The sequence below is a fragment of the Exiguobacterium sp. SH3S3 genome (genome assembly GCF_004337115.1).
GTDB lineage: Bacteria > Bacillota > Bacilli > Exiguobacteriales > Exiguobacteriaceae > Exiguobacterium > Exiguobacterium aurantiacum_A.
In genome coordinates this window covers 165,000-185,197 of sequence record NZ_SJUU01000001.1, presented here as the reverse complement: position 1 = coordinate 185,197, position 20,198 = coordinate 165,000, and the positions used below count along the sequence as shown (strand labels likewise).

Annotated in this window: 19 protein-coding genes, 1 pseudogene and 1 riboswitch; of the genes and pseudogenes, 2 read left to right on the top strand and 18 right to left on the bottom strand. The window is 53.2% G+C overall.

The window, feature by feature from the left end; genetic code table 11:
• Nucleotides 1-40 precede the first annotated feature (40 nt).
• Together EVJ28_RS00910 and EVJ28_RS00905 are read right to left on the bottom strand one after the other, a co-directional pair.
• On the bottom strand, nucleotides 41-1,717 hold the full coding sequence (locus tag EVJ28_RS00910; RefSeq protein WP_201738391.1) for a DAK2 domain-containing protein: 1,677 nt from the start codon (nucleotides 1,715-1,717) through the stop codon (nucleotides 41-43).
• A gap of 22 nt (nucleotides 1,718-1,739) precedes the next feature.
• Complete coding sequence (locus EVJ28_RS00905) at nucleotides 1,740-2,102, bottom strand: Asp23/Gls24 family envelope stress response protein (RefSeq protein WP_016509701.1); 363 nt, start codon at nucleotides 2,100-2,102, stop codon at nucleotides 1,740-1,742.
• Nucleotides 2,103-2,354: 252 nt separating this feature from the next.
• Here EVJ28_RS00905 and rpmB point away from each other — a divergent pair, with 252 nt between their 5' ends.
• Nucleotides 2,355-2,543 carry a 50S ribosomal protein L28 gene (rpmB, locus tag EVJ28_RS00900; RefSeq protein ID WP_015881349.1) on the top strand — a complete coding sequence of 63 codons (189 nt, stop codon included), beginning with the start codon at nucleotides 2,355-2,357 and terminating at the stop codon, nucleotides 2,541-2,543.
• Between the two features lie 57 nt (nucleotides 2,544-2,600).
• Here the strand turns inward: rpmB and EVJ28_RS00895 are convergent, their stop codons facing one another.
• From EVJ28_RS00895 to gmk, 14 genes and pseudogenes are all read right to left on the bottom strand, one after another.
• Nucleotides 2,601-3,188, bottom strand: coding sequence for a thiamine diphosphokinase (locus tag EVJ28_RS00895; RefSeq protein WP_070327523.1), 588 nt, complete (start codon nucleotides 3,186-3,188; stop codon nucleotides 2,601-2,603).
• Nucleotides 3,188-3,760, bottom strand: a complete 573-nt coding sequence (gene thiT, locus EVJ28_RS00890; protein WP_236633994.1) for an energy-coupled thiamine transporter ThiT — start codon at nucleotides 3,758-3,760, stop codon at nucleotides 3,188-3,190. Before thiT ends, EVJ28_RS00895 begins: the two co-directional genes overlap by 1 nt.
• Nucleotides 3,761-3,834: 74 nt before the next feature.
• Nucleotides 3,835-3,934: riboswitch (TPP riboswitch) on the bottom strand.
• 19 nt (nucleotides 3,935-3,953) lie between these two features.
• The gene (gene rpe / locus EVJ28_RS00885) at nucleotides 3,954-4,610 is read right to left on the bottom strand and encodes a ribulose-phosphate 3-epimerase (protein ID WP_070327525.1); all 657 of its coding nucleotides are present in this window, start codon (nucleotides 4,608-4,610) and stop codon (nucleotides 3,954-3,956) included.
• A gap of 1 nt (nucleotide 4,611) precedes the next feature.
• The gene (gene rsgA, locus EVJ28_RS00880) at nucleotides 4,612-5,496 is read right to left on the bottom strand and encodes a ribosome small subunit-dependent GTPase A (RefSeq protein ID WP_070327526.1); all 885 of its coding nucleotides are present in this window, start codon (nucleotides 5,494-5,496) and stop codon (nucleotides 4,612-4,614) included.
• Nucleotides 5,497-5,539: 43 nt separating this feature from the next.
• Entirely contained in the window at nucleotides 5,540-7,486 is a 1,947-nt protein-coding gene (pknB, locus tag EVJ28_RS00875) for a Stk1 family PASTA domain-containing Ser/Thr kinase (protein WP_236633993.1), read from the bottom strand.
• The gene (locus EVJ28_RS00870; protein ID WP_070327528.1) at nucleotides 7,483-8,217 is read right to left on the bottom strand and encodes a Stp1/IreP family PP2C-type Ser/Thr phosphatase; all 735 of its coding nucleotides are present in this window, start codon (nucleotides 8,215-8,217) and stop codon (nucleotides 7,483-7,485) included. Before EVJ28_RS00870 ends, pknB begins: the two co-directional genes overlap by 4 nt.
• 8 nt (nucleotides 8,218-8,225) lie before the next feature.
• Nucleotides 8,226-9,311, bottom strand: coding sequence for a dual-specificity RNA methyltransferase RlmN (gene rlmN / locus EVJ28_RS00865; RefSeq protein WP_131487820.1), 1,086 nt, complete (start codon nucleotides 9,309-9,311; stop codon nucleotides 8,226-8,228).
• Between the two features lie 2 nt (nucleotides 9,312-9,313).
• Nucleotides 9,314-10,642, bottom strand: coding sequence for a 16S rRNA (cytosine(967)-C(5))-methyltransferase RsmB (rsmB, locus tag EVJ28_RS00860; protein WP_131456240.1), 1,329 nt, complete (start codon nucleotides 10,640-10,642; stop codon nucleotides 9,314-9,316).
• A 1-nt stretch (nucleotide 10,643) separates the two neighbouring features.
• Nucleotides 10,644-11,615 carry a methionyl-tRNA formyltransferase gene (gene fmt / locus EVJ28_RS00855; protein WP_255417542.1) on the bottom strand — a complete coding sequence of 324 codons (972 nt, stop codon included), beginning with the start codon at nucleotides 11,613-11,615 and terminating at the stop codon, nucleotides 10,644-10,646.
• Nucleotides 11,601-12,029, bottom strand: a pseudogene (gene def, locus EVJ28_RS14260) (peptide deformylase); the annotation flags it as partial. The gene fmt and the pseudogene def, both read right to left, overlap by 15 nt.
• Nucleotides 12,030-12,040: 11 nt before the next feature.
• On the bottom strand, nucleotides 12,041-14,365 hold the full coding sequence (priA, locus tag EVJ28_RS00850; RefSeq protein ID WP_070327531.1) for a primosomal protein N': 2,325 nt from the start codon (nucleotides 14,363-14,365) through the stop codon (nucleotides 12,041-12,043).
• Nucleotides 14,362-15,552 carry a bifunctional phosphopantothenoylcysteine decarboxylase/phosphopantothenate--cysteine ligase CoaBC gene (coaBC, locus tag EVJ28_RS00845; RefSeq protein ID WP_131487818.1) on the bottom strand — a complete coding sequence of 397 codons (1,191 nt, stop codon included), beginning with the start codon at nucleotides 15,550-15,552 and terminating at the stop codon, nucleotides 14,362-14,364. Before coaBC ends, priA begins: the two co-directional genes overlap by 4 nt.
• 59 nt (nucleotides 15,553-15,611) lie before the next feature.
• Entirely contained in the window at nucleotides 15,612-15,821 is a 210-nt protein-coding gene (gene rpoZ / locus EVJ28_RS00840) for a DNA-directed RNA polymerase subunit omega (protein ID WP_070327533.1), read from the bottom strand.
• On the bottom strand, nucleotides 15,821-16,468 hold the full coding sequence (gmk, locus tag EVJ28_RS00835) for a guanylate kinase (RefSeq protein ID WP_070327534.1): 648 nt from the start codon (nucleotides 16,466-16,468) through the stop codon (nucleotides 15,821-15,823). Before gmk ends, rpoZ begins: the two co-directional genes overlap by 1 nt.
• Before the next feature lie 131 nt (nucleotides 16,469-16,599).
• Between gmk and EVJ28_RS00830 the strand changes: the two genes are divergently transcribed.
• The gene (locus EVJ28_RS00830) at nucleotides 16,600-18,288 is read left to right on the top strand and encodes an Rqc2 family fibronectin-binding protein (protein ID WP_131487816.1); all 1,689 of its coding nucleotides are present in this window, start codon (nucleotides 16,600-16,602) and stop codon (nucleotides 18,286-18,288) included.
• A gap of 149 nt (nucleotides 18,289-18,437) precedes the next feature.
• Here EVJ28_RS00830 and EVJ28_RS00825 read toward each other — a convergent pair whose 3' ends face one another.
• Nucleotides 18,438-19,370, bottom strand: coding sequence for an FUSC family protein (locus EVJ28_RS00825; protein WP_131456246.1), 933 nt, complete (start codon nucleotides 19,368-19,370; stop codon nucleotides 18,438-18,440).
• Nucleotides 19,367-20,197, bottom strand: coding sequence for a DUF4097 family beta strand repeat-containing protein (locus EVJ28_RS00820; RefSeq protein ID WP_131456248.1), 831 nt, complete (start codon nucleotides 20,195-20,197; stop codon nucleotides 19,367-19,369). Before EVJ28_RS00820 ends, EVJ28_RS00825 begins: the two co-directional genes overlap by 4 nt.
• Between the last annotated feature and the right edge of the window lies 1 nt (nucleotide 20,198).

The window sequence follows — 20,198 nt, the reverse complement described above, 5'->3', positions numbered from 1 at the left end:
CCCTACCTTCATTATACAGAAGGCAGGGCTGAGATACAGCTTATTCCACACTAAAAATGTAGGAGTAGAGCGGTTGTTTACCGTCGTGAACTTCGATTTCAATCTCATCGTTCTTCGATTCGATGTAAGCCGAGAGTGTTGCGACGTCTTCCGCCGACGAACCTTCGCCCGTCAAGATCGTGACAATCTCATCATCCGCGTCCACAAGTGCATCTACGAGCGCTTTTGCCGCTTCTAGACTCGATTTTGATGATGCGACGATTTTCTTCTCGGCAATCGCCATATGATCATCTTTACGAATCTCGACACCGTCGATACTCGTGTCACGGACAGCGTATGTCACTTGTCCTGACTTGACCGTAGTTGCGGCCGTCTTCATGACCGACTCGTTCGTCTCGACATCCGCTTCAGGATTGAACGCGATGGCAGCCGCTAGTCCTTGTGGTACCGTCTTCGTCGGAATGACCGAGACGCCGCAAGGTGCGACCGATGCCGCTTGCTCAGCGGCCATGATGATGTTCGAGTTGTTCGGGAAGATGAAGACGTGCTCGGCGTTCGCCGCTTCAATCGCTTTGACGATGTCTTCCGTCGACGGGTTCATCGTCTGCCCGCCTTCGATGACATGTGCGGCACCGAGCGAACGGAACAGTTCACTGACACCTTCACCCATGGCGACGGTGACGATCGCGTAAGGCACTTTCGCTTTGACGGCAGTCGCTTGAACGCCGTGCTGGTTGGCACCGTGCTCTTCTTCAAGAATCGTCGAATGCTGTTGACGCATGTTCTCGATCTTGACCGCGACAAGCTCACCAAAACGTTGTCCTTTCGTGATGACGTCGCCCGGCGTCTCGACGTGAACGTGGACTTTGAGCAACTCTTCGTCGGCGACGACAAGGAGCGAGTCTCCGAGTTCAGACAACTCGTTACGGAACACGTCCTCATCGAACGGAGTCTGTTTCAACTTTTCGTCTTGGAAACGGACCATGATCTCCGTGCAATATCCAAATTCGATATCTTCCGTCGACATGAAACCTTGCGCAGCATGGTGTTCTGCCTCAACGAGGGCATCCATGACCGGTGCGTGCGGCTTCTCGAGCTCTTTCCCTTCAAGGCTCGCGAGGAACCCTTCATAGATGACGAGGAGACCTTGACCGCCTGAGTCGACGACACCGACTTCTTTTAAGACCGGTAACAAATCAGGTGTCCGCTCGAGCGACGCTTTCGCTTCCGTGATCACTTGCTCCATGAACTCATTGAAGTCGCTCGTCGACTCAGAGGCACGGAGCGCTTCGTCGGCCGCTTCACGAGCAACCGTCAAAATCGTTCCTTCAACCGGTTTCATAACCGCCTTGTATGCCGTGTCGACGCCACGTTTGAGTGCCTCGGCAAAGTCGAGTGTCGATAATTCTGTCTTTCCTTCGATTGATTTACCGAAACCACGGAATAATTGGCTTAAAATAACACCCGAATTCCCACGGGCCCCCATAAGTAGACCGCGGGCAAACTTTGATGACACGTCAGCGATATTCGCCGTGTCGAGTGCGGCCACTTCCTTCGCACCTGAAGTCATCGTCAAATTCATGTTCGTTCCCGTGTCGCCGTCTGGGACCGGGAAGACGTTAAGCGAATCCACGTAATCTGCATTTTGGCTCAAGTTGGCTGCACCGTTTGCGACCATTTGCGCAAACACCAATCCATCTAAACGTTTTAACCCCACACCAAATCCTCCTTCGTTCTCGTCAGTCATTCGTCAGACGAACGCCTTGTACGAATATATTTACCGACGAAACGTTTAATCCTAAAGTTTCACCGAGCGTGTATTTTACACGACTTTGCACGTTGTACGCGACTTCCGACACTTTCGTCCCGTAGCTCACGATGATGTGCATATCGATATGTACGTCTTCTCCATCTTGACGTACGACAACGCCACGCGCATAGTTCTCACGTTTGAGCAGTTCTGCGATCCCGTCTTTCAGTTGAGCTTGTGACGCCATTCCTACGACGCCGAAACATTCCATCGCCGCACCGCCCGCGAGTGTCGCGACCACGTCGTTCGTGATATCAATATTGCCATATGTTGTCTTCATTTCAATTGCCATATGGAGTAGCCTCCTTTATTCGGAATGATTCCTACAGTATATTCTACAATAAGTACCTAGTTATTAAAAGGACATGCCCCTAAACTCGGTCAATTGTAACCGCAACCCTCATTCATTATTAAAATCCTCATCCGTAATGTCAAGTTTTTTTCTTGTCATCCGGTTATTTTCTAGTTGCATCGTGAAAAAACCCATGCTAATATAAACGAGTGTCTATTAGGACGAACCCACATAAAAAAGGAGGGGAAACGCATGGCACGTAAATGCTACGTAACAGGTAAGTCACCTAAGTCAGGTAACAACCGTTCGCACGCACTCAACAAGACAAAACGTACTTGGGGTGTAAACGTACAAAAAGTTCGCATTCTCGTTGACGGTAAACCTAAACGAGTTTGGGTTTCAGCTCGCGCTCTTAAATCAGGTCTCGTTGAACGCGTATAATTACCATACACGAACGAAATAAATCCCAGCGGCATGCGCCGATGGGATTTTTTTTGTTTATTTCTTTATATACATAATCAAGACGTTGCCGCTATGAACGAGCAAGTCCGCCTCTTCCGCCGACCACTCGTTTGAGATCGTCAGCGCCTCATGGCTGACGACGTCATGGTTCTCGAGCGGGTACTTGACGCCACGAATCGAGACCGAGGCCCGTTTCCAAGGTACGAGCGACAAGTAATGGTCAGGACGACGCGGGAGACGATAGTCCCCTTTTCCGACGAGGCGGACTTCTTGCCCGTCTGCGAACAACCGCATCTCGGGGTACGCCTCGAGCAGACCGACGTTGCTGAGCGTCATATCGAGTCTGCCTCCGAGTGCACCGTACACGTCGATCACGTCCGCCCCTTTCCCTCGTGCCGCCTCGAGAGCGATCTCAAGGTCGGTCACGTCTTTTTCAGACGGATAACGGACAGCTTCCTCCGGCACGGTGCCTGTGAACGAATCAAAGTCACCGACGAGCAGGTCCGGCTTCATCCCACGGTCGAGCAGCGTATGATAGCCGCCGTCGACGCCGATGACGTAATCGGCGTTCCGAGGAAGCTCAGGGACCGCTTCCGGGCTCGCAGCCACAATCAAGACGCGCATTATCTGATGTCCCGTGTCGCGAGCGTCGCGAAGCGCGGCGCCGACGTGAACAAGATCACGATCACGACCGCCGAGACGAGGAACGACGGCAACATATACGTCAAGTTATAGCCGAGCGAGTACAAGACGACCGGTCCTTCCGCATACTCGGCGAAGAAGACGATGCCGGAGACGACGTGCGCAACATATCGGAGCGCCGAGCCGATCAACGCCCCGAGAATCAAATAGAACGTGAGCGTTTTCTTGGCGCCGTCTTTTGCCGACTGTTTGACTTGACCGGCGAAGATACCGGCGACTCCGACGAGGCCGTAGGCGACCGTGTAGTCGAGTAAAAACTGGACCGGTGTGAAGATATAGGCCCCAAATAACAGTTGTAGCGTCCCGACGAGCGCGCCTGTCGCGAGTCCGCCTCTCAATCCATGCCGATACGCCATCACGAGAATCGGCAGCATCGCCAGGCTGACTGCTCCGCCTTGCGGCAACCGATATGGGATGAGCATGTCAAAGATCAGTCCGAGCGAGGCGAACAGCGAGATTTCAATGAGCGCCTGTAGTTTTAAACGTTGTTTCATCTTATTCCCTCCTTGATATGAGTGAACGACAAAAAGCAGCATGACGTAAACGCCATGCTGCTATCGTGTAGCAACGTGCATTTTCGCCACATCCCTACGTCCGTGTGAACGGAACAGGTTCAAAGGGTTAGCTCATGCCTCTCAGCCACAGATGTGACACCCCTTGCGACAATATTTGTTGTTCTACAGACGATTATACACGAGACGCGTTGCGAATGCTATCGATTGCGTCTTTATAGCTCGGTTCGTTATAGATGGCCGAACCGGCAACGAGGACGTCAGCACCTGCGTCGATACAAAGTTTTGCCGTCGCAGGATTTACCCCGCCATCGATCTCGATTTCGAAGTCGAGACGACGCGCTTGGCGCATCTCGCTGAGCGCCGCGATCTTCGGGACGACCGCTTCGATGAACGCTTGGCCGCCAAAGCCAGGGTTCACGGTCATGAGCAACACCATATCGACATCACCGAGCACGTGCTCGATTGACGACAACGGTGTATGTGGGTTCAAGACGACACCACACTTAGCGCCGGCTCCTTTGATTTGTTGCAATACGCGATGCAAATGGTTTGTCGCCTCGACATGGACCGTGACGATATCGGCGCCTGCTTGAACGAAGTCCTCGACGAACCGTTCCGGCTGGTCGATCATCAAATGGACGTCTAATACCATGTCCGACTTGTCACGCAAACTTTTGAGTACCGGCAGTCCAATCGAGATGTTCGGCACGAACTGACCGTCCATGACGTCAAAATGGATGTAATCGGCCCCTGCTTCTTGGACCGCTTTGACCTCTGCCTCAAGGTTGGCAAAATCGGCCGACAGGATCGATGGTGCGATTTTAATCATGTTAGTACCTCCGTTGTCTATCTTTTAATTCCTCCATAAACGTAACATAGTTCGCATAGCGGGTGGAAGCGATTTCTCCGGCCTCGACCGCCGCTTTGACGGCACAACCTGGCTCGTTCAAATGGGCGCAACCACGGAATTTACAGTCATCGTGCCGCAAGACGAATTCAGGGAAACACCAACGCATCTCCTCGACTTCAAGTTCTTCCGGGAACTCAAGACTCGAGAATCCAGGTGTATCGGCGACGAACCCGTCCGCGAGTGTGATGAGCGTGACGTGACGCGTCGTATGCTTCCCGCGGCCAAGCGCTTTCGAAATCTTACCAGTCGCGAGTTCAAGCTCCGGTGCGACCGCGTTCAGCAACGAACTCTTCCCGACGCCGGTCTGTCCGGCGAATACGCTCGTCTTGTCTTTGAACGCACTGCGGATGAGCTCGATCCCAGCTCCGTCTTCGGTCGACGTCTCAATGACTTGATAGCCGATCGAACGGTATAGCGCTGCCGCCGCACTAATTTTTTCCTTTTCAGCTTCTAGCAACAAGTCCATCTTCGTCAACACGATGATCGGGTGAACTTGCTTCGATTCGATCAAAATGAGAAAGCGGTCAAGCAAATGAAACGAGAACGCCGGCTCTTTCACGGAAAAGAGCAGAAACGCCTGATCGATGTTGGCGATCGGCGGACGGACGAGATGGTTCGACCGCTCATCGACAGCCATGATGTAGCCGGTCCCGTCCCCTTGGTCTTGAATATCGACGTCGTCCCCGACGACGGGCGAAATGTTTCGGTTCCGGAAGTTTCCCCGGGCGCGACATCTGATTTCAACTTTCGTTTCGGTCATGACATCATAAAATCCACCTTGCAAGCGAATAATCGTTCCTTTCATCCTGTTTCCTCCTTAGAAAAGAGGTGACGCGCACGCCACCTCTTCATTGTGAATCTTTTGCTTGGGCGTATGTCACCGTATCGGTCCGAACGACTTCTCCCTCGACTTCAATCGTCGCGGTACCGACTTCGTCCGGAGCAATGACGAGCGTATAGGAATACGTCGTCGTTTCTGTGATCATATCACGCAACACTTCGATCTCACCACGGGCATCGACGGTACGGATGACGACTTCGACCGGCTCCGCCTCTTCACCTTCTGCCGGCGGTTCGATTTCGACGTCCACTTCTCGCTCGATCGAGATGTCGGTCGGCTCGACCCCTTGTGAGACGATGACCGTCAGTTCCGTTCCCGGATCGACCGCCGTCCCTGACGTCGGAAGTTGACGAATGATTTGATTCGCTGGGATGCTCGTCGAATACTCATCGCGTTTCACGATTTTCAAGTTGTTTTGCTCGGCATAAGTTGACGCCTCTTCGAACGTGTAGCCCGTCAAATTGGCGAGCTCGATTTTATTGCTGCCGGTCGAGACGACGAGCGTGACCGTCTCTTCCGACGCGATAACTTCTTCACCTGGCGTGATCGACTGCGAAATCACATCTCCGCTGTCGACCGTTTCGGACGCTTCGGATTGGATTTCAATATCTGTGAAATCAAGATCTTTCAACGTTCGTTCCGCTGCTGTTTGAGACAACCCTTCGACGTCAGGCATCTCGACCGTCTCTTTCCCAGCAGACACGACGATGGTGACGACCGTTCCACGCTTCGGCTTCCGTCCAGGTTGCGGGTTTTGCGAAATCACGTCGCCTTCAGACACGTTGTCACTCACTCGGTCTGTCGTCTCAACGACGAATCCGGATGCTTCCAGTTCAGTCGTCGCATCACCGACGCTCATACCGACGATATCAGGCACGACGGCACGTGACATTTCATCTGCAACCACATACGCGGCAACCCCGCCACCAATTAATAAAAGAACGAGCACTAGCCAGAGCCACCACTTCTTTTTCTTTTGTTTCTTCGGCGTCGCTGATTCCGGCTCGACTGCAGCTACCGGCTGCTTGACGACTTCTTTCGGTTCTTCCGGGACGACAGGCGCCATGACGAGCGTCTGATCAAACTCGTCTTGTTCTGTCGGCATCCGTTTCGGTTCGTCCGCGCGGTCTGGGCTGAGCGACGTCAAGCAGTCTTTTTTAAAAGCAGCGACCGAGGCATGTCGTGCCCCCGGCGATTTGGCGAGCGCCTGCATAATACAGTTCTCAAGCGCTTGCGGAATTTTAGGGTTCAAGTCGAGCGGTCGGATCGGATCATCTTGCAAATGTTGCAACGCGACCGCGACCGGGGTCTCACCGATGAACGGGACTCGTCCTGTCACAAGTTCGTACAGCACCGCACCGAGCGAATAAATGTCTGACTTCTCATCGGCAAACTTGCCACGCGCTTGTTCCGGAGAGAAGTAGTGGACCGACCCGAGGACTGACATCGTATGGGTCAGCGTCGCGTTCGACATGGCCACGGCAATCCCGAAATCGGTCACTTTGACGTTTCCGTTTTGGTCGATCATCATGTTTTGCGGTTTGATATCCCGATGAATGATGCGATGGGCATGGGCATGATCGATCGCATCACAGATTTGCCCCATGATCCGTAACGCTTCCTCGATTGATATGTACTCTTCCTGTAAATATTGTTTGAGCGTCATACCATCGACATGTTCCATGACGATGTAATAAATGTCTTGTTCATCTCCGACGTCATAAATGGCGACGATGTTTGGATGGTTCAGACTGGTTGCCGCATGGGCTTCTCGTTCGAACCGGCGTATAAATTGTTCGTTATGCGAGAATTCAGATCGTAACACCTTAATGGCGACGGTTCGGTTTAAAATCTCATCGTGAGCCCGGTAGACATTTGCCATGCCGCCGCTACCGATTTGTTGTTCGATCCGATAACGATCGTTGATTCGTTCTCCACTTCGCATCGGATTCATCCTCTCTTTCTATCTGTAAATTGGACGAGCGCCACAGTGATGTTGTCGCTCCCACCCAATCGGTTGGCTTGATCGATCAACATGTCCGCCTTAGCGTCCGCAGAGATGGGACGAGTTAAGGCGTGTTTGATGGCTTCATCTGTCAGGTGAGTCGTCAAGCCATCCGTACAGATTAAAATCGTGTCGAACTCGGGGTCGGCAAACACTTGCAGATCAGGTTCGACGTGCTCTTTTGAGCCGATCGCACGGGTGATAATATTTCGTTTCGGGTGGATCCGCATTTCTTCTTCCGTCAATTCCCCAAGTTGTTTTAGCACGTTGACGTAAGAATGGTCTTCCGTCAATTGTTGGAGTGTTCCGCCACGAAGGGCGTAGACGCGGCTATCGCCGATGTGCACGATGACAATCGTTTCGTCATGCCAACAGACGCCAGCGATGGTCGTCCCCATCATGACGAGATTAGACTGCTTCGCGAATTCAAGCACTTGCTCATTTGCCAGCTCCACGTTATCACGGAACCACGTCTCCATCGCTAACGGTGTGGCCGGAAGCGTCGGAAAGGCGCGACGAAACTGCTCGATGACGAGTCCGCTCGCGACCTCTCCTGCTTCATGCCCCCCCATGCCGTCGGCGACGAGGGCGATCCCGGCATGCTCGTCCCCTAAAATCAAGACGGCATCCTCGTTTTGAGCCCTCACCTGCCCACGGTCGGTTCGGTATGCTAATTCCATCTTCCTGATTACCTCGTTTCTTGTTCGCGCTCCTTCGCTCGAAGCTGCCCGCAAGCCGCATCGATGTCCGAACCTTGTTCGCGACGAATTGTCACGTTCACTTTTCGATCTTTGAGCACTTTTTCAAAGGCAAAAATTTGATTACGTGGCGTGCGCACATAGTCGCGCTCAAGCACATGGTTGACTGGAATCAAGTTGACGTGGCATTTGACGCCTTTCAACAAGTCGGCAAGCTTGTGGGCATCCTCTTCTGTATCGTTGACGCCACCGAACAAACCGTATTCAAACGTGATACGACGTCCACTCTTCTCCGTGTAATAGTTGACGGCTTCCATCAACTTGTCCAAGTTATAGGCACGGTTGATCGGCATGAGACGTGTCCGAACTTCCGTCGACGCCGCATGAAGCGAAATCGCAAAGTTAATGCGCATCCCTTCGTCGGCGAACTTGTAGATTTTCGGCACGATTCCGCTCGTTGAGACGGTGATGTGGCGTGAACCGATGTTCAAACCGTCATCGTGGTTGACCGTGCGCAAGAAACGCATCAATTCGTCATAGTTGTCAAACGGTTCGCCGATTCCCATGACGACGATCGAGTCGACACGTTCACCGCTCACGTCGAGCGCCCGTTGAACATCTAATACTTGAGCCGTGATTTCTCCGGCTTCAAGGTTACGTTTCAACCCGCCGAGCGTCGATGCACAGAACGTACAGCCGATGCGGCATCCGACTTGTGTCGTGACACAGACCGAGTTGCCGTATTCGTGGCGCATGAGTACCGTCTCGATCGAGTAATCGTCTTGGAGCTCGAACAAGAACTTGATCGTTCCGTCTTGTGATTCCTGGCGGACGAGTTCTTTTAACGTCGTCAACTGGAACGAAGCATCGAGTTTTTCACGAAGCGGTTTCGACAAGTTCGTCATATCATCGAATGACGTCACCCGTTTGACATACATCCAGTCATATAACTGTTTCGCGCGGAACGACTTTTCTCCTGCATCGATGAGCCATTGTTCGAGTTCAGGGTATGTGAGCGAATATAAAGACGGCTTGGCACCGACTAATGGGGTTTTTTCAACTGCTTTTGGATTCATGTTTATACCTCTTTCTTAAATGCGGCGATGTAGAAGCCGTCCGTTCCGAACGTCGTCGGAAGTAGTTTGAGTTCGGCGCGGTCCGATGACACCATCGGACGTAACACTTCAGGAAGACGATCTCGGAGTGTTTCATCCCACGTCAATCCGTTCGACAATATATAGTCGGCCTGCCGTTCATTTTCAGACGGGTCGATTGTACATGTCGAGTACACTAGCGTACCACCTTGCTTCAGTAGTGGCAAGACAGCGTCAATAATTTCACGTTGGATGATCGGCAGTCCAGAAAGGGATTCTTTGTCCTTCGTCCATTTAATATCTGGCTTGCGGCGAATGACACCTAGACCCGAGCACGGGACATCGAGCAAGATGCGGTCAAAGCTCTCGCGTTCGAACTCATCTCCGGCGTCTCGGGCATCGAGGGCTAGTGCGGTCACTCCATCGATTTGCAATCGCTTCACTTGTCGTTCGATCAGTTTTGCCTTATGAGGGTGAAGGTCGAGCGCCACGAGCGTCCCGCCGTCCATCCGTTCGGCGGTGTGCATCGCTTTTCCGCCTGGGGCGGCACACGCGTCGAGCACGCGTTCGGTCTTCTCGGCACTGAGCGCGTCGGCGACGATCATCGAGCTCTCATCTTGAATCGACAAAAGTCCTGCGTCGATAAACGGCGTCGTATGAACGTTTCCGGACTCGATAACGAGACCGTCTGACGATAGATCAGAACGTGACGCTTGTACGCCTGACTCGGCGAGGCGTTCGATCATCTCGTCGACCGTGATTTGTTTGCGGTTGACGCGAACTGTCACCGGGGCCGGCTCGTTGTTCAACTTGCACATCGCCTCTGTCGCCTCAATCCCGTACGTGTTGATCCAATCCGCGACGAGCCAGTCGGGATGACTGTGCTCGATCGCGATCCGTTCGGCGTCAGGAAGCCCGCTCAAATCTGGGAACCCGTCACGGGTGACGTTGCGCAACACGCCGTTGACGAACTTGCCGATGCCGGAGTGCCCACGTTTTTTGGCGATCTCGACCGCCTCGTGTAAGACGGCCCGGTCCGGCACTTTGTCCAAATAGAACAGTTGATACACGCTCATCCGAAGGAGCGGTAAGACGAAACTGTCCAGTTTTTTCGGGTTTTGGACACGCTTCTCCAATATATAATCAAGCGTCCGCTTCCGCCCGAGCGTTCCGTAGACGAGCTCTGTGTAAAGTCCCACGTCTTTTGAAGCTAGCTTTTTTTGGTTTAATAAATCGTTGACCGCGATCGTCGAATAGGCTCCGCCTTGTTCGATTTTGATCAGCGTATCAAGCGCTGCTTGTCTTACGTTCATGTCACCCTCCTAATTGGTCGCCCACTTGCAGCTTTTGTCCGGCACCGCGCATGAACGTGGCACCGTCCATCCGTTTTTTTCCGGCCGGCTGTAACTCTGTCACTTTGATGGCGACGTCATTTCCAGTCGCGACCACAAACCCATCCTCTTCAAGCCGGACGATTGTGCCCGCCTCACCGCTCCCGCTCGTCTTCTCGCTCGCGAACACTTTCACCCGCTCGCCCGCGATCAATGTATACGCCGTCGGGAACGGGTTCATGCCACGAATGTGGTTGAAGATCGATGCACCCGGCTGCGACCAGTCCAGCTGTTCGCGGTCCCGGCTAATGTTCGGTGCGAACGTGACGTCACGTTCGTCTTGCGGTACCGCTTCGATCCAGCCTTCTAAAAAGGCTGGCAACGTCTTGATCAACAGATCAGACCCTGCGACGGCAAGTTTGTCGAACAGCGTACCGACCGTGTCTGTCTCTTCGATCGGGACGATCGTGTTCGCGATCATGTCACCTGCATCCAATTTATCGACCATGTACATGATCGTGACGCCCGTTTCTGTCTCTCCGTCCAAAATCGCTTGATGGATCGGTGCGCCCCCCCGGTATTTTGGAAGGAGCGAGGCGTGCACGTTGATCGCGCCATATGTCGGCGCCTCTAACAGTTCACTCGGCACGATTTGCCCGTAAGCCGCCGTCACAATCAAATCGGGTTCAAGCGCCAAAATATCCTCGTAATCGGTGCGGACTTTGATCGGCTGCAATACCGGGATGTTATGACGGAGCGCACACTCTTTGACCGGTGTCGGTTTGAGCTCACGCTTGCGACCGACCGGTTTGTCCGGCTGCGAGACAACACCTACGACATTGTATCCTTCTTCGAGCAAGCGCTCAAGTACGGATACGGCGAACGCCGGTGTGCCCATGAAGACGATCCGCTTGTCGGTTCCGGGCTTAGGAACGGCGAGTTTATCGGTGAACAGGACGCCGTCTAAATGGTCGATCTCGTGTTGGATGGCGCGCGCGAAGAAGCCGCTTGCTTTCACTTCTTGAAAGCGCCCTTTCATGTCTTGCGTCTTGACGACGATCGACTCATGTCGTTCGACGAATCCGAACTCACCCGGGATGCTCAAGCAACCTTCTAATCCGACGGCTTTGCCTGCGGTCGAAATGATCTCTGGATTGATCAATACGAGCGGACCTGTTTCGTCGTCAGTATGGACGACGGCAAGGCGCTGGTTCAAATTGACTTGCGGCGCGGCCACACCGACGCCATCATACTCATACATCGTGTCAAACAGCCGGTCGACCGTCTGGCGCAACTTCTTGTCAAACTTTGTCACCGGGTCACAGTTGACCCGCAAAATCTCATTTGGAATTTCGACTACTTTATACATTTCGTTCCACCTCACATGAAGACGTATGGATTTACATCTATACTCAATTGATATTCTTTTTTGCTGATTGCTTTCGCCCGCGCTTGTTGCAGCATGGCGAGAACGGGATATAACGCTTCCGGTTGTTTCGTCTTGATGAACAGCTGGTAGCGATACAAGTTTTTTAGTTTCGATAACGGTGCCGGCATCGGTCCGTTCAGCCGGGACTGCTCGACGTGCGCTGCCGCAAAATCGGCGGCGAACAGGTCGGCCTCGGCTTGCGCGACGAGCGGATTCTCAGCCGCGAACGTGACGAGCGTCACGTACCAGTAAGGCGGATGGTTGCCGACTTGTCTGAGTTTCATCTCGCGCTCGAAAAACGACTCATAATCATGCCCACTCGCCGTCTCGATGACATAATGGTCCGGATTGTACGTCTGGACGTACGCCTCACCCGGTAAACTTCCACGTCCGGCTCGTCCGGCGACTTGGGTGACGAGTTGGAACGTGCGTTCGGTCGCCCGAAAGTCGGGCATACCGAGCGTCGCATCGGCCGCGAGCACGCCGACGAGCGTGACGTTCGGAAAATCGAGCCCTTTGGCAATCATCTGGGTACCGAGCAGGATGTCGGCCTCGCCGTCCTCAAACCGTTTCAACAGCTGTTCGTGCGACCCTTTACGCGACGTCGTATCCTGGTCCATGCGGATGATCCGTGCTTCCGGGATTCGGTTCAACAGCTCGGTCTCGATCTTTTGCGTGCCGGTGCCGAACTGTTTGATCTTTTTACTGTCGCACGTCGGGCATTTCGGCGGCATCCCGATCTCATAGCCACAATAGTGGCATTTGAGCCGGTCGCCGTGCTGATGATACGTCAAGTTGACGGCGCAATGTGGGCAGGTCAGCCCTTCCCCACAATCACGGCACATGACGAACGTCGTGAACCCGCGGCGATTGAGCAAGATGACACATTGTTCTTTCTTCGCAATCCGGTCATTGATGGCCAGAAATAAGTCTTCCGAGAACATCGTCGTGTTCCCTTTCGCGAGTTCGCGGCGCATATCGACAATATGGACGGGCGGCATCTTGCCGCCGTAGCGTTCACTCAAATGCAAATAGCGATAGACGCCTTTTTGGGCGCGGGCGTAAGACTCGAGCGACGGTGTCGCGCTTCCGAGCACGACCGGACAACCGTGATGACGGGCTCGCCAAATTGCGACGTCGCGCGCATGATAGCGTGGATTTTCTTCTTGTTTATACGTCGTCTCATGCTCTTCGTCTAGGATGAGCAGGCCGATGTGTTCGAGCGGAGCAAAAATGGCCGATCGGGCGCCGACGACGACGTCGACTTCCCGTCGCTTGATTTTCCGCCACTCATCATACTTCTCGCCTTGCGACAAGGCGCTATGGAGGACGGCGACGCGATCGCCAAAACGGCGTTTGAACCGTTTGACCATCATCGGTGTCAAGCTGATCTCCGGAACGAGCAGGACGGCTTGCTTCCCGTCATCGACGACTTGGCCGATCGACTCGAGATACACTTCGGTCTTTCCGCTTCCGGTCACGCCGTGGAGCAACAACGTCTCACCGGCTTCGGCCTCGCGAATCGCGCGCACCGCTTCCGTTTGACTGTCATTCAGTTGGACATCATCGATCACTTGTTCGATCGAAGCGTACGGGTCTCGATTCAATTCGACTTCGGTCACTTTGACGGCACCGAGCGTCTCGAGCTTTTGCAGCTGGGGGCGCGTCAATCCGATTTGACGGAGCGACGACCAGTACATACGAGGCACGTCTTCAAGCAGACGGACCGCCTCGAGCTGTTTTTTGGCACGCGCCGGGACGACGCTCGCATCCTTCAACTCGATCAACAAGTCGGTTTTGACCGTTCGTTTCTCTTTTAGCACCGGTGAAAGCGACAAGTCCCCTTTTTTGGCCATGGCCAAAATCAACGACTGGACTTCTTTTGGGTACTCCGACAAGTGTGTGCCGGCCCGAACACCCTCAGGAAGTGACTCCCCTTTGATCGCTTTATCGTAGCTGACTTTCAGCGCCGCCGGCAACATGGCGAGCAGTGCCGACGAGCGGAAGCAAAGCGTCGTCTGTTTCACGTGCGTCGACAGTTCGAGCAACTCTTCGGTCAAAGACGACTCTTCGTCAAGAAGCGCTTCGAGCGGTTTTAACCCTTCCCGTGTTCCGTCCGACACCCCTGTCACGATGCCGAGTAACCGTCTCGATCCGAACGGTACCGATACGCGCATACCTGGCTCGATCAACGACTCGAACTGGACCGGGACCTCATAGTCAAACGGTCGGTCGATCGTGATGACCGGAGCATCAACGTGGACGTGAGCAATCATCGTAAACCTTCCTTAAAGTAGGCGAGCAACTCGTGGGCGAGACGTTGTTTGCTCTGCCGCGGCAGACGGACAGATGAGCCATCCGCTCGGAATAAGACGACTTCGTTGTCGTCAGACCGGAAACCGATGTCTCGCTTCGACACGTCGTTCGCGACCAAGAAGTCGACGTTTTTACGCTCGAGTTTAGCCCGGGCATGGTCTTCAAGCTGCTCTGTCTCGGCAGCGAATCCGACGAGGAGCTGATGCGTCTTCTTCGTTCCGAGCTCCTTTAAAATATCGGTCGTCTCCTCGAGCTCGATCGTCAACGGGCCGTGGACTTTTTTATGTTTCTCGGTGTGGACCGTCTTCGGACGATAGTCAGCGACCGCCGCCGACTTGATGACGATGTCTTGCGTCGCAAATCGCTCGAGCACCGTCTCGAGCATCTGTTGTCCCGACTCGACCGCGATCGCGGTCACCCCGTCTGGGACCGGGACTTGGAGCGGGCCGTGGACGAGCGTCACGTTCGCGCCCATATCTCGCGCCGCCTCAGCAAGGGCGACTCCCATCTTCCCGGATGAATCGTTGGATAAAAACCGGACCGGGTCGATACGCTCGACCGTGGGCCCAGCCGTAATCAAGACGTGCTTTTCAAGCAAGTGTTTCGGGACGAACTGGCTCGCGATGATGCGGACGAGATCTTCCGGTTCAGGCAGACGTCCGCCGCCAATCCAGCCGCAGGCCAGATTGCCGACACCCGGCTCGATGATTTGATAGCCGTATGATTTGAGCGTCTCGATATTTCGGCGGGTCGCCGGATGTTCGAGCATATTGACGTTCATCGCCGGAGATACGATGACGGGACATTTCGCTGCTAAGATCGAGGTCGTGATGAAGTCGTCGGCGATTCCGTTAGCAAGTTTAGCGATGATATTCGCCGTCGCCGGGGCGACGACGATCAAATCACTCGTATCAACGACATCGATGTGGGCGATCTTCGTCGGGTCGTGCTCTTCGAACACGTCCGAATAGATCGGATTGCGACTGAGTGCTTGAAACGTCGCCTTTCCGACGAACTGCTCAGCTGATGCTGTCATCGCCACGCGGACGTTCGCGCCTGCTTGAACGAGTTTTGACGTGAGTGCGCACGCCTTATATGCAGCGATACCGCCGCTCACACAAAGCAAGATGTTCCGGTCGTTCACCATTCACATTTCTCCCCTTTATAGACAATGAGACCCAAGTCGTATCCGACTTGGGTCACACTTCATCCGTTGTTCTTTTCGTTCACGATGATTGTCGTGTCACCCGAGAATATTTCTTCTAGCGCTTGACCGACCGGTTTATACGATTTTGGCGCAGCGATTTTTGGTGCTTTTCCGTCTTGGATCTGGCGGGCACGCTTGGCGGCCACCGTCACGATTGTGTATTTCGACGGGATGATACGTTGTAAAGCATCAATCGAAGGGTATAACATTAAATGACCTCCATCATAGCTTTTTTATAGAGAGACGCGACACGTTCACGTTTACAATGCTCGGCCGTCACGATCGCTTTGATCCGGTCGATCGCTTTATCGACTTCGTCGTTTGTGACGACGTAATCGTAAGCATCCATCAACTCGATTTCTTCACGGGCGACGAGCAAGCGTTGCTTGATGACTTCTTCCGATTCAGTGCCTCGACCGACTAAACGGTTTCGAAGTTCTTGCAGGCTCGGCGGTGCGAGGAATAAAAAGACGGCTTCTGGGAAGCGTTCCTTTACTTGGAAAGCTCCTTGGACTTCAATCTCTAAAATGACGTCCTTGCCACTTTCAAGCGTCTCGCGCACCCATTCGACCGGTGTCCCATAATAGTTGCCGACGAATTCTGCATGCTCAAGCAGTTGATCGTGTTCAATCATGTCTTCAAATTGCTCTCTCGTCTTAAAGAAGTAATGCACTCCCTCAACTTCGCCTTCACGTGGTTTTCGAGTCGTTGCCGACACCGAATACTGAAGGTTGTTGTCCGCCTCTTCACGGAGCACTCGGCAAACAGTACCTTTGCCGACACCGCTTGGACCAGACAAGACGATTAATAATCCTCGTTCTTTAAAATTCAATGCAAGCCCTCCATCTTCTAACATCACATTACATTATAATAGCAGTCCTTTAATTGTTACGGCAAGAAGAAGTTCGGATTTCCTACTTCATCGTACCATATTTTCTGTGAATCTGATAACGTAGAGACAGAAAAAGGACAAAGGTGATGAGACTAATGGCATATGATGGATTAATGACATATCGTGTCGTAAAAGAACTACAACCGCTCGTTGGCGGTCGAATCAATAAAGTGCATCAACCGTATGCGCTCGACTTGATGATTCAAGTCAGATCGAACCGACAAAGCGTCTCGTTGCTCGTTTCAGCGAACGCGATGTATGCGCGACTTCAATTGACGGACACCCCGATCAAGAACCCGCAAGAGCCTCCGATGTTTTGTATGATGCTGCGGAAGCATATCGAGGGCGGCTTTATCACAGCAATCGAACAAGTCGGCCGCGACCGCGTCATCGTCTTCTCAATCAGATCGCGTAACGAGCTCGGTGATGAAGAAAACAAACGCGTCTATGTCGAACTGATGGGGCGTCACTCGAACGTCGTCTTGACGAACGAGGACGGCAAGATTTTAGACGCGATCAAACACCTTCCTCCGTCTCAAAACACGTATCGGACGATCATGCCAGGCAGCGAGTACATCTTGCCGCCGGCGCAAGAAAAGTCCGATCCGTTGACGGAACGGGAAGCCGGATTGAAACGAATCGATTGGAACGCAGGTATGCTCGATAAGCAGCTCGTCGCTCACTTTTCTGGGATGAGCCCGCAGATCGCTCAAGAGATTATGTATCGGGCCAAGACGCCGAACCGTACGAACTTAGAGGCGGCGTTTGACAGCGTGATGGCGGATCTTGACGGCGCTTATGTATTCCAACAGCTCGCCTCCGGGAAGGAACGGTTCAGTCCGATCGCGCTCACGTCAGGCGATATCGTTTCTGAAGAACGCTACGACTCGAGCCGGGAAGTGCTCGACCGCTTTTACTATGAGAAGGCGAACCGTGACCGGGTCAAGCAGCAAGCCCATGACGTCGAGCGTCTGCTCAAGTCAGAGCTCGAGCGCAACCAATTAAAACGGAAACGCCTGCTCGAGGATATGAAAGCGACGGAACGATCGGACGAGCTCCAAAAATACGGTGAGCTGTTGACGACGTATTTGTTCCAACTCGAGAAAGGGATGAAAGTCGCCCACGTCGTCGACTATTATGATGAGGACGGCGCCATGATCGATATCCCGCTCGATCCTCTTAAAACACCGAACGAGAATGCGCAACGTTACTATAAGAAATACAACAAACTAAAAGTTGCCAAAATCGAGGTTCAAAAGCAAATTGAACTGAACGAGACCGAAATCAGCTATTTAGAGACGCTCGTCGCCCAACTCGACGTCGCCGCGCCGCGCGATATCGTCGAGATTCGCGAAGAGCTGGCCGAAGGCGGATACATCCGACAAAAACGTCAGAAGAAGAAACAAACGGCCAAAGTCGCGCTCGAAGGCTACACATCTTCGACCGGTGTCGAGTTTTACGTCGGTAAAAACAATACGCAAAACGACTACTTGACGTTCAAGTTCGCGCGTCGCGACGAAGTTTGGCTTCACGTGAAAGATATCCCCGGTTCACACGTCATCATCCGGTCGACCGAACCGGACGAGACGACGCTCCTCGAAGCAGCGACCGTCGCCGCCTACTTCTCGAAGGCACGTGCCTCGAGCGGGGTGCCGGTCGACTATACGAAAGCCCGTTACGTGAAAAAACCGAGCGGCGCCAAGCCGGGATTCGTCATCTACACCGATCAGCAGACGGTATACGTGACTCCGGACGAGCAGCTCGTCAAATCATTACAACAATGAGACGTAACATGGGGTCAATAATGATGCCACTTTCTGATTTTCCCCTATGATGTAAAGGTGAGAGGTTGCTCGTCCGTGGCGCCGAAAGGACGGGCTACACCATTCCAACGAAATAAACGAAGGCCCCGTCGATCGACGGGGCCTCTTCGTTATGGATTATGTTTGAACGCCTCGAGCTGTTCATGATAGTCGAGCAGATGTCCGTGTAAAATTTCAGAAACAGATAAGTCTTCATGCGGCAATTGGAAGAGCGAGTACGGTTTGTCACACGTGTAGAGAATGTCGTGATGGTGGGCGAGCAGGAATAAAAACTCGGACTCGAACGCGTGGCGTTCGTCCTCGGTCATCATGAGTAACGCTTCCCGGTGCTCAGCGAGACTCTCGAGCAGCAAGACCAATTTATCCTCCAAATGAATCAATAACCGATATTGCTTGATCGTCAAATGCTTCAACTTAACCTTCGTCACTTGCATGTCTTCTTGCAGCATCATATGGAGCTCTTGGTGGCCGAGGATACGGGCGCGCGTCTCGAGCAATTCTGCCGGGGAGCCGATCAGCTCGCGCCAATGATGGAACATATACGCCGACGTCTTCCGAATCTCGCCGAGCAGACGCTCTTCATAACGCGGTGGCATGAACGCATAGTTGACGCCGAGCGAGACGAACACACCGACCGCCGTCAATAGCGAACGCGTCCACGCGTAGTGGAAAAAGTCGGTCGTCGGGTTTTCAAGCATGAGCACAATCGCGAACGCCGCATACGTCGACATGTGCGTCTTATCGAACGTCGTGTTGAGCGTGAGTGCGACGATGACGGCAAGACCGATCGAAATCGGGTTCACCCCGAACGCATAGACGATCAACAAGCCACACATGAGGCCGACGATCGTGCCGAATATACGGCTAAAGACGATTTTCGATGACCGTTTGACGGTCGGTTGCATCGCGACGACGGCGGCGATGGCACCCATCCCCGAATAAATGCCGAAGACATACCATGACAAGGCGATTGTGATGGCAACGGCGATCCCGGTCTTAAACGTTCGCAGTCCGACTTTAGGAATGTAGCGTTTGTTGATCATTTCAATTCGACCTTCCCTGTCTCAGAAATCAGTTCCACGTTCGGACGATTCGAGTTCGAAAGATGGTACACACCGTTGCTGATTTCTTTAAAGCGCTCAGCCGCCGCGATGTTTCCTGTTGTCGTGACGGTCACTTGTCCGGTCGCGTTTCGCGGCTCATACGTGAGCGTCCCGGCCTCTGTCTGGACGGTCAGCGCTTGGTTGACGACGACGTCACGGATTGTCGCGTCCCGATACGACCGGATGTCGCCCGTGACGACACGAACTGTCTCAAACGTGGCATCGCTTCTCGTCTCGACCCGAAGCCGGTCGCTTTCAAGTTTCTTCAGATTGACCGCGTTGGCATCGAGAACAATGGTTTTCGCGACCAACCCTTGTCCGGTCACTTGCTCAGCCGTCACTTCGATCGATGTCATCGAACTTGGCAACGCGACCCGGATTTTATAACGGGACGGCTCCGCGCTTGCCCGACTCCCGAACTGGCTCATCGGTCCATACCGTTCGACGACGGAAATCGTGTCCCCGACCGACTTCACTTTAATGCGACGTTCTTTCGAATTCGTCTGCAGTACTTCGATCTGAACTTTTTCGTTCGTGCTCCGGATAAATTCAACATTCCCATGCGCCGTCTCAAGCCGAAGCTTTTTCATCTGGTAACGGTCCTCATACTTGTCCCCTAGCGCCAACATGTGACTGAATACGAATAAATTCACGAAAAATAATAAAGGTAACACCGTGAGGACGAGACCGAATGCGATTTTGCGATGTTTAGGGATGTTTTGAAACCGTGCTTTCAATGACTGTCCTTTAATTCTAGAATACGCCATA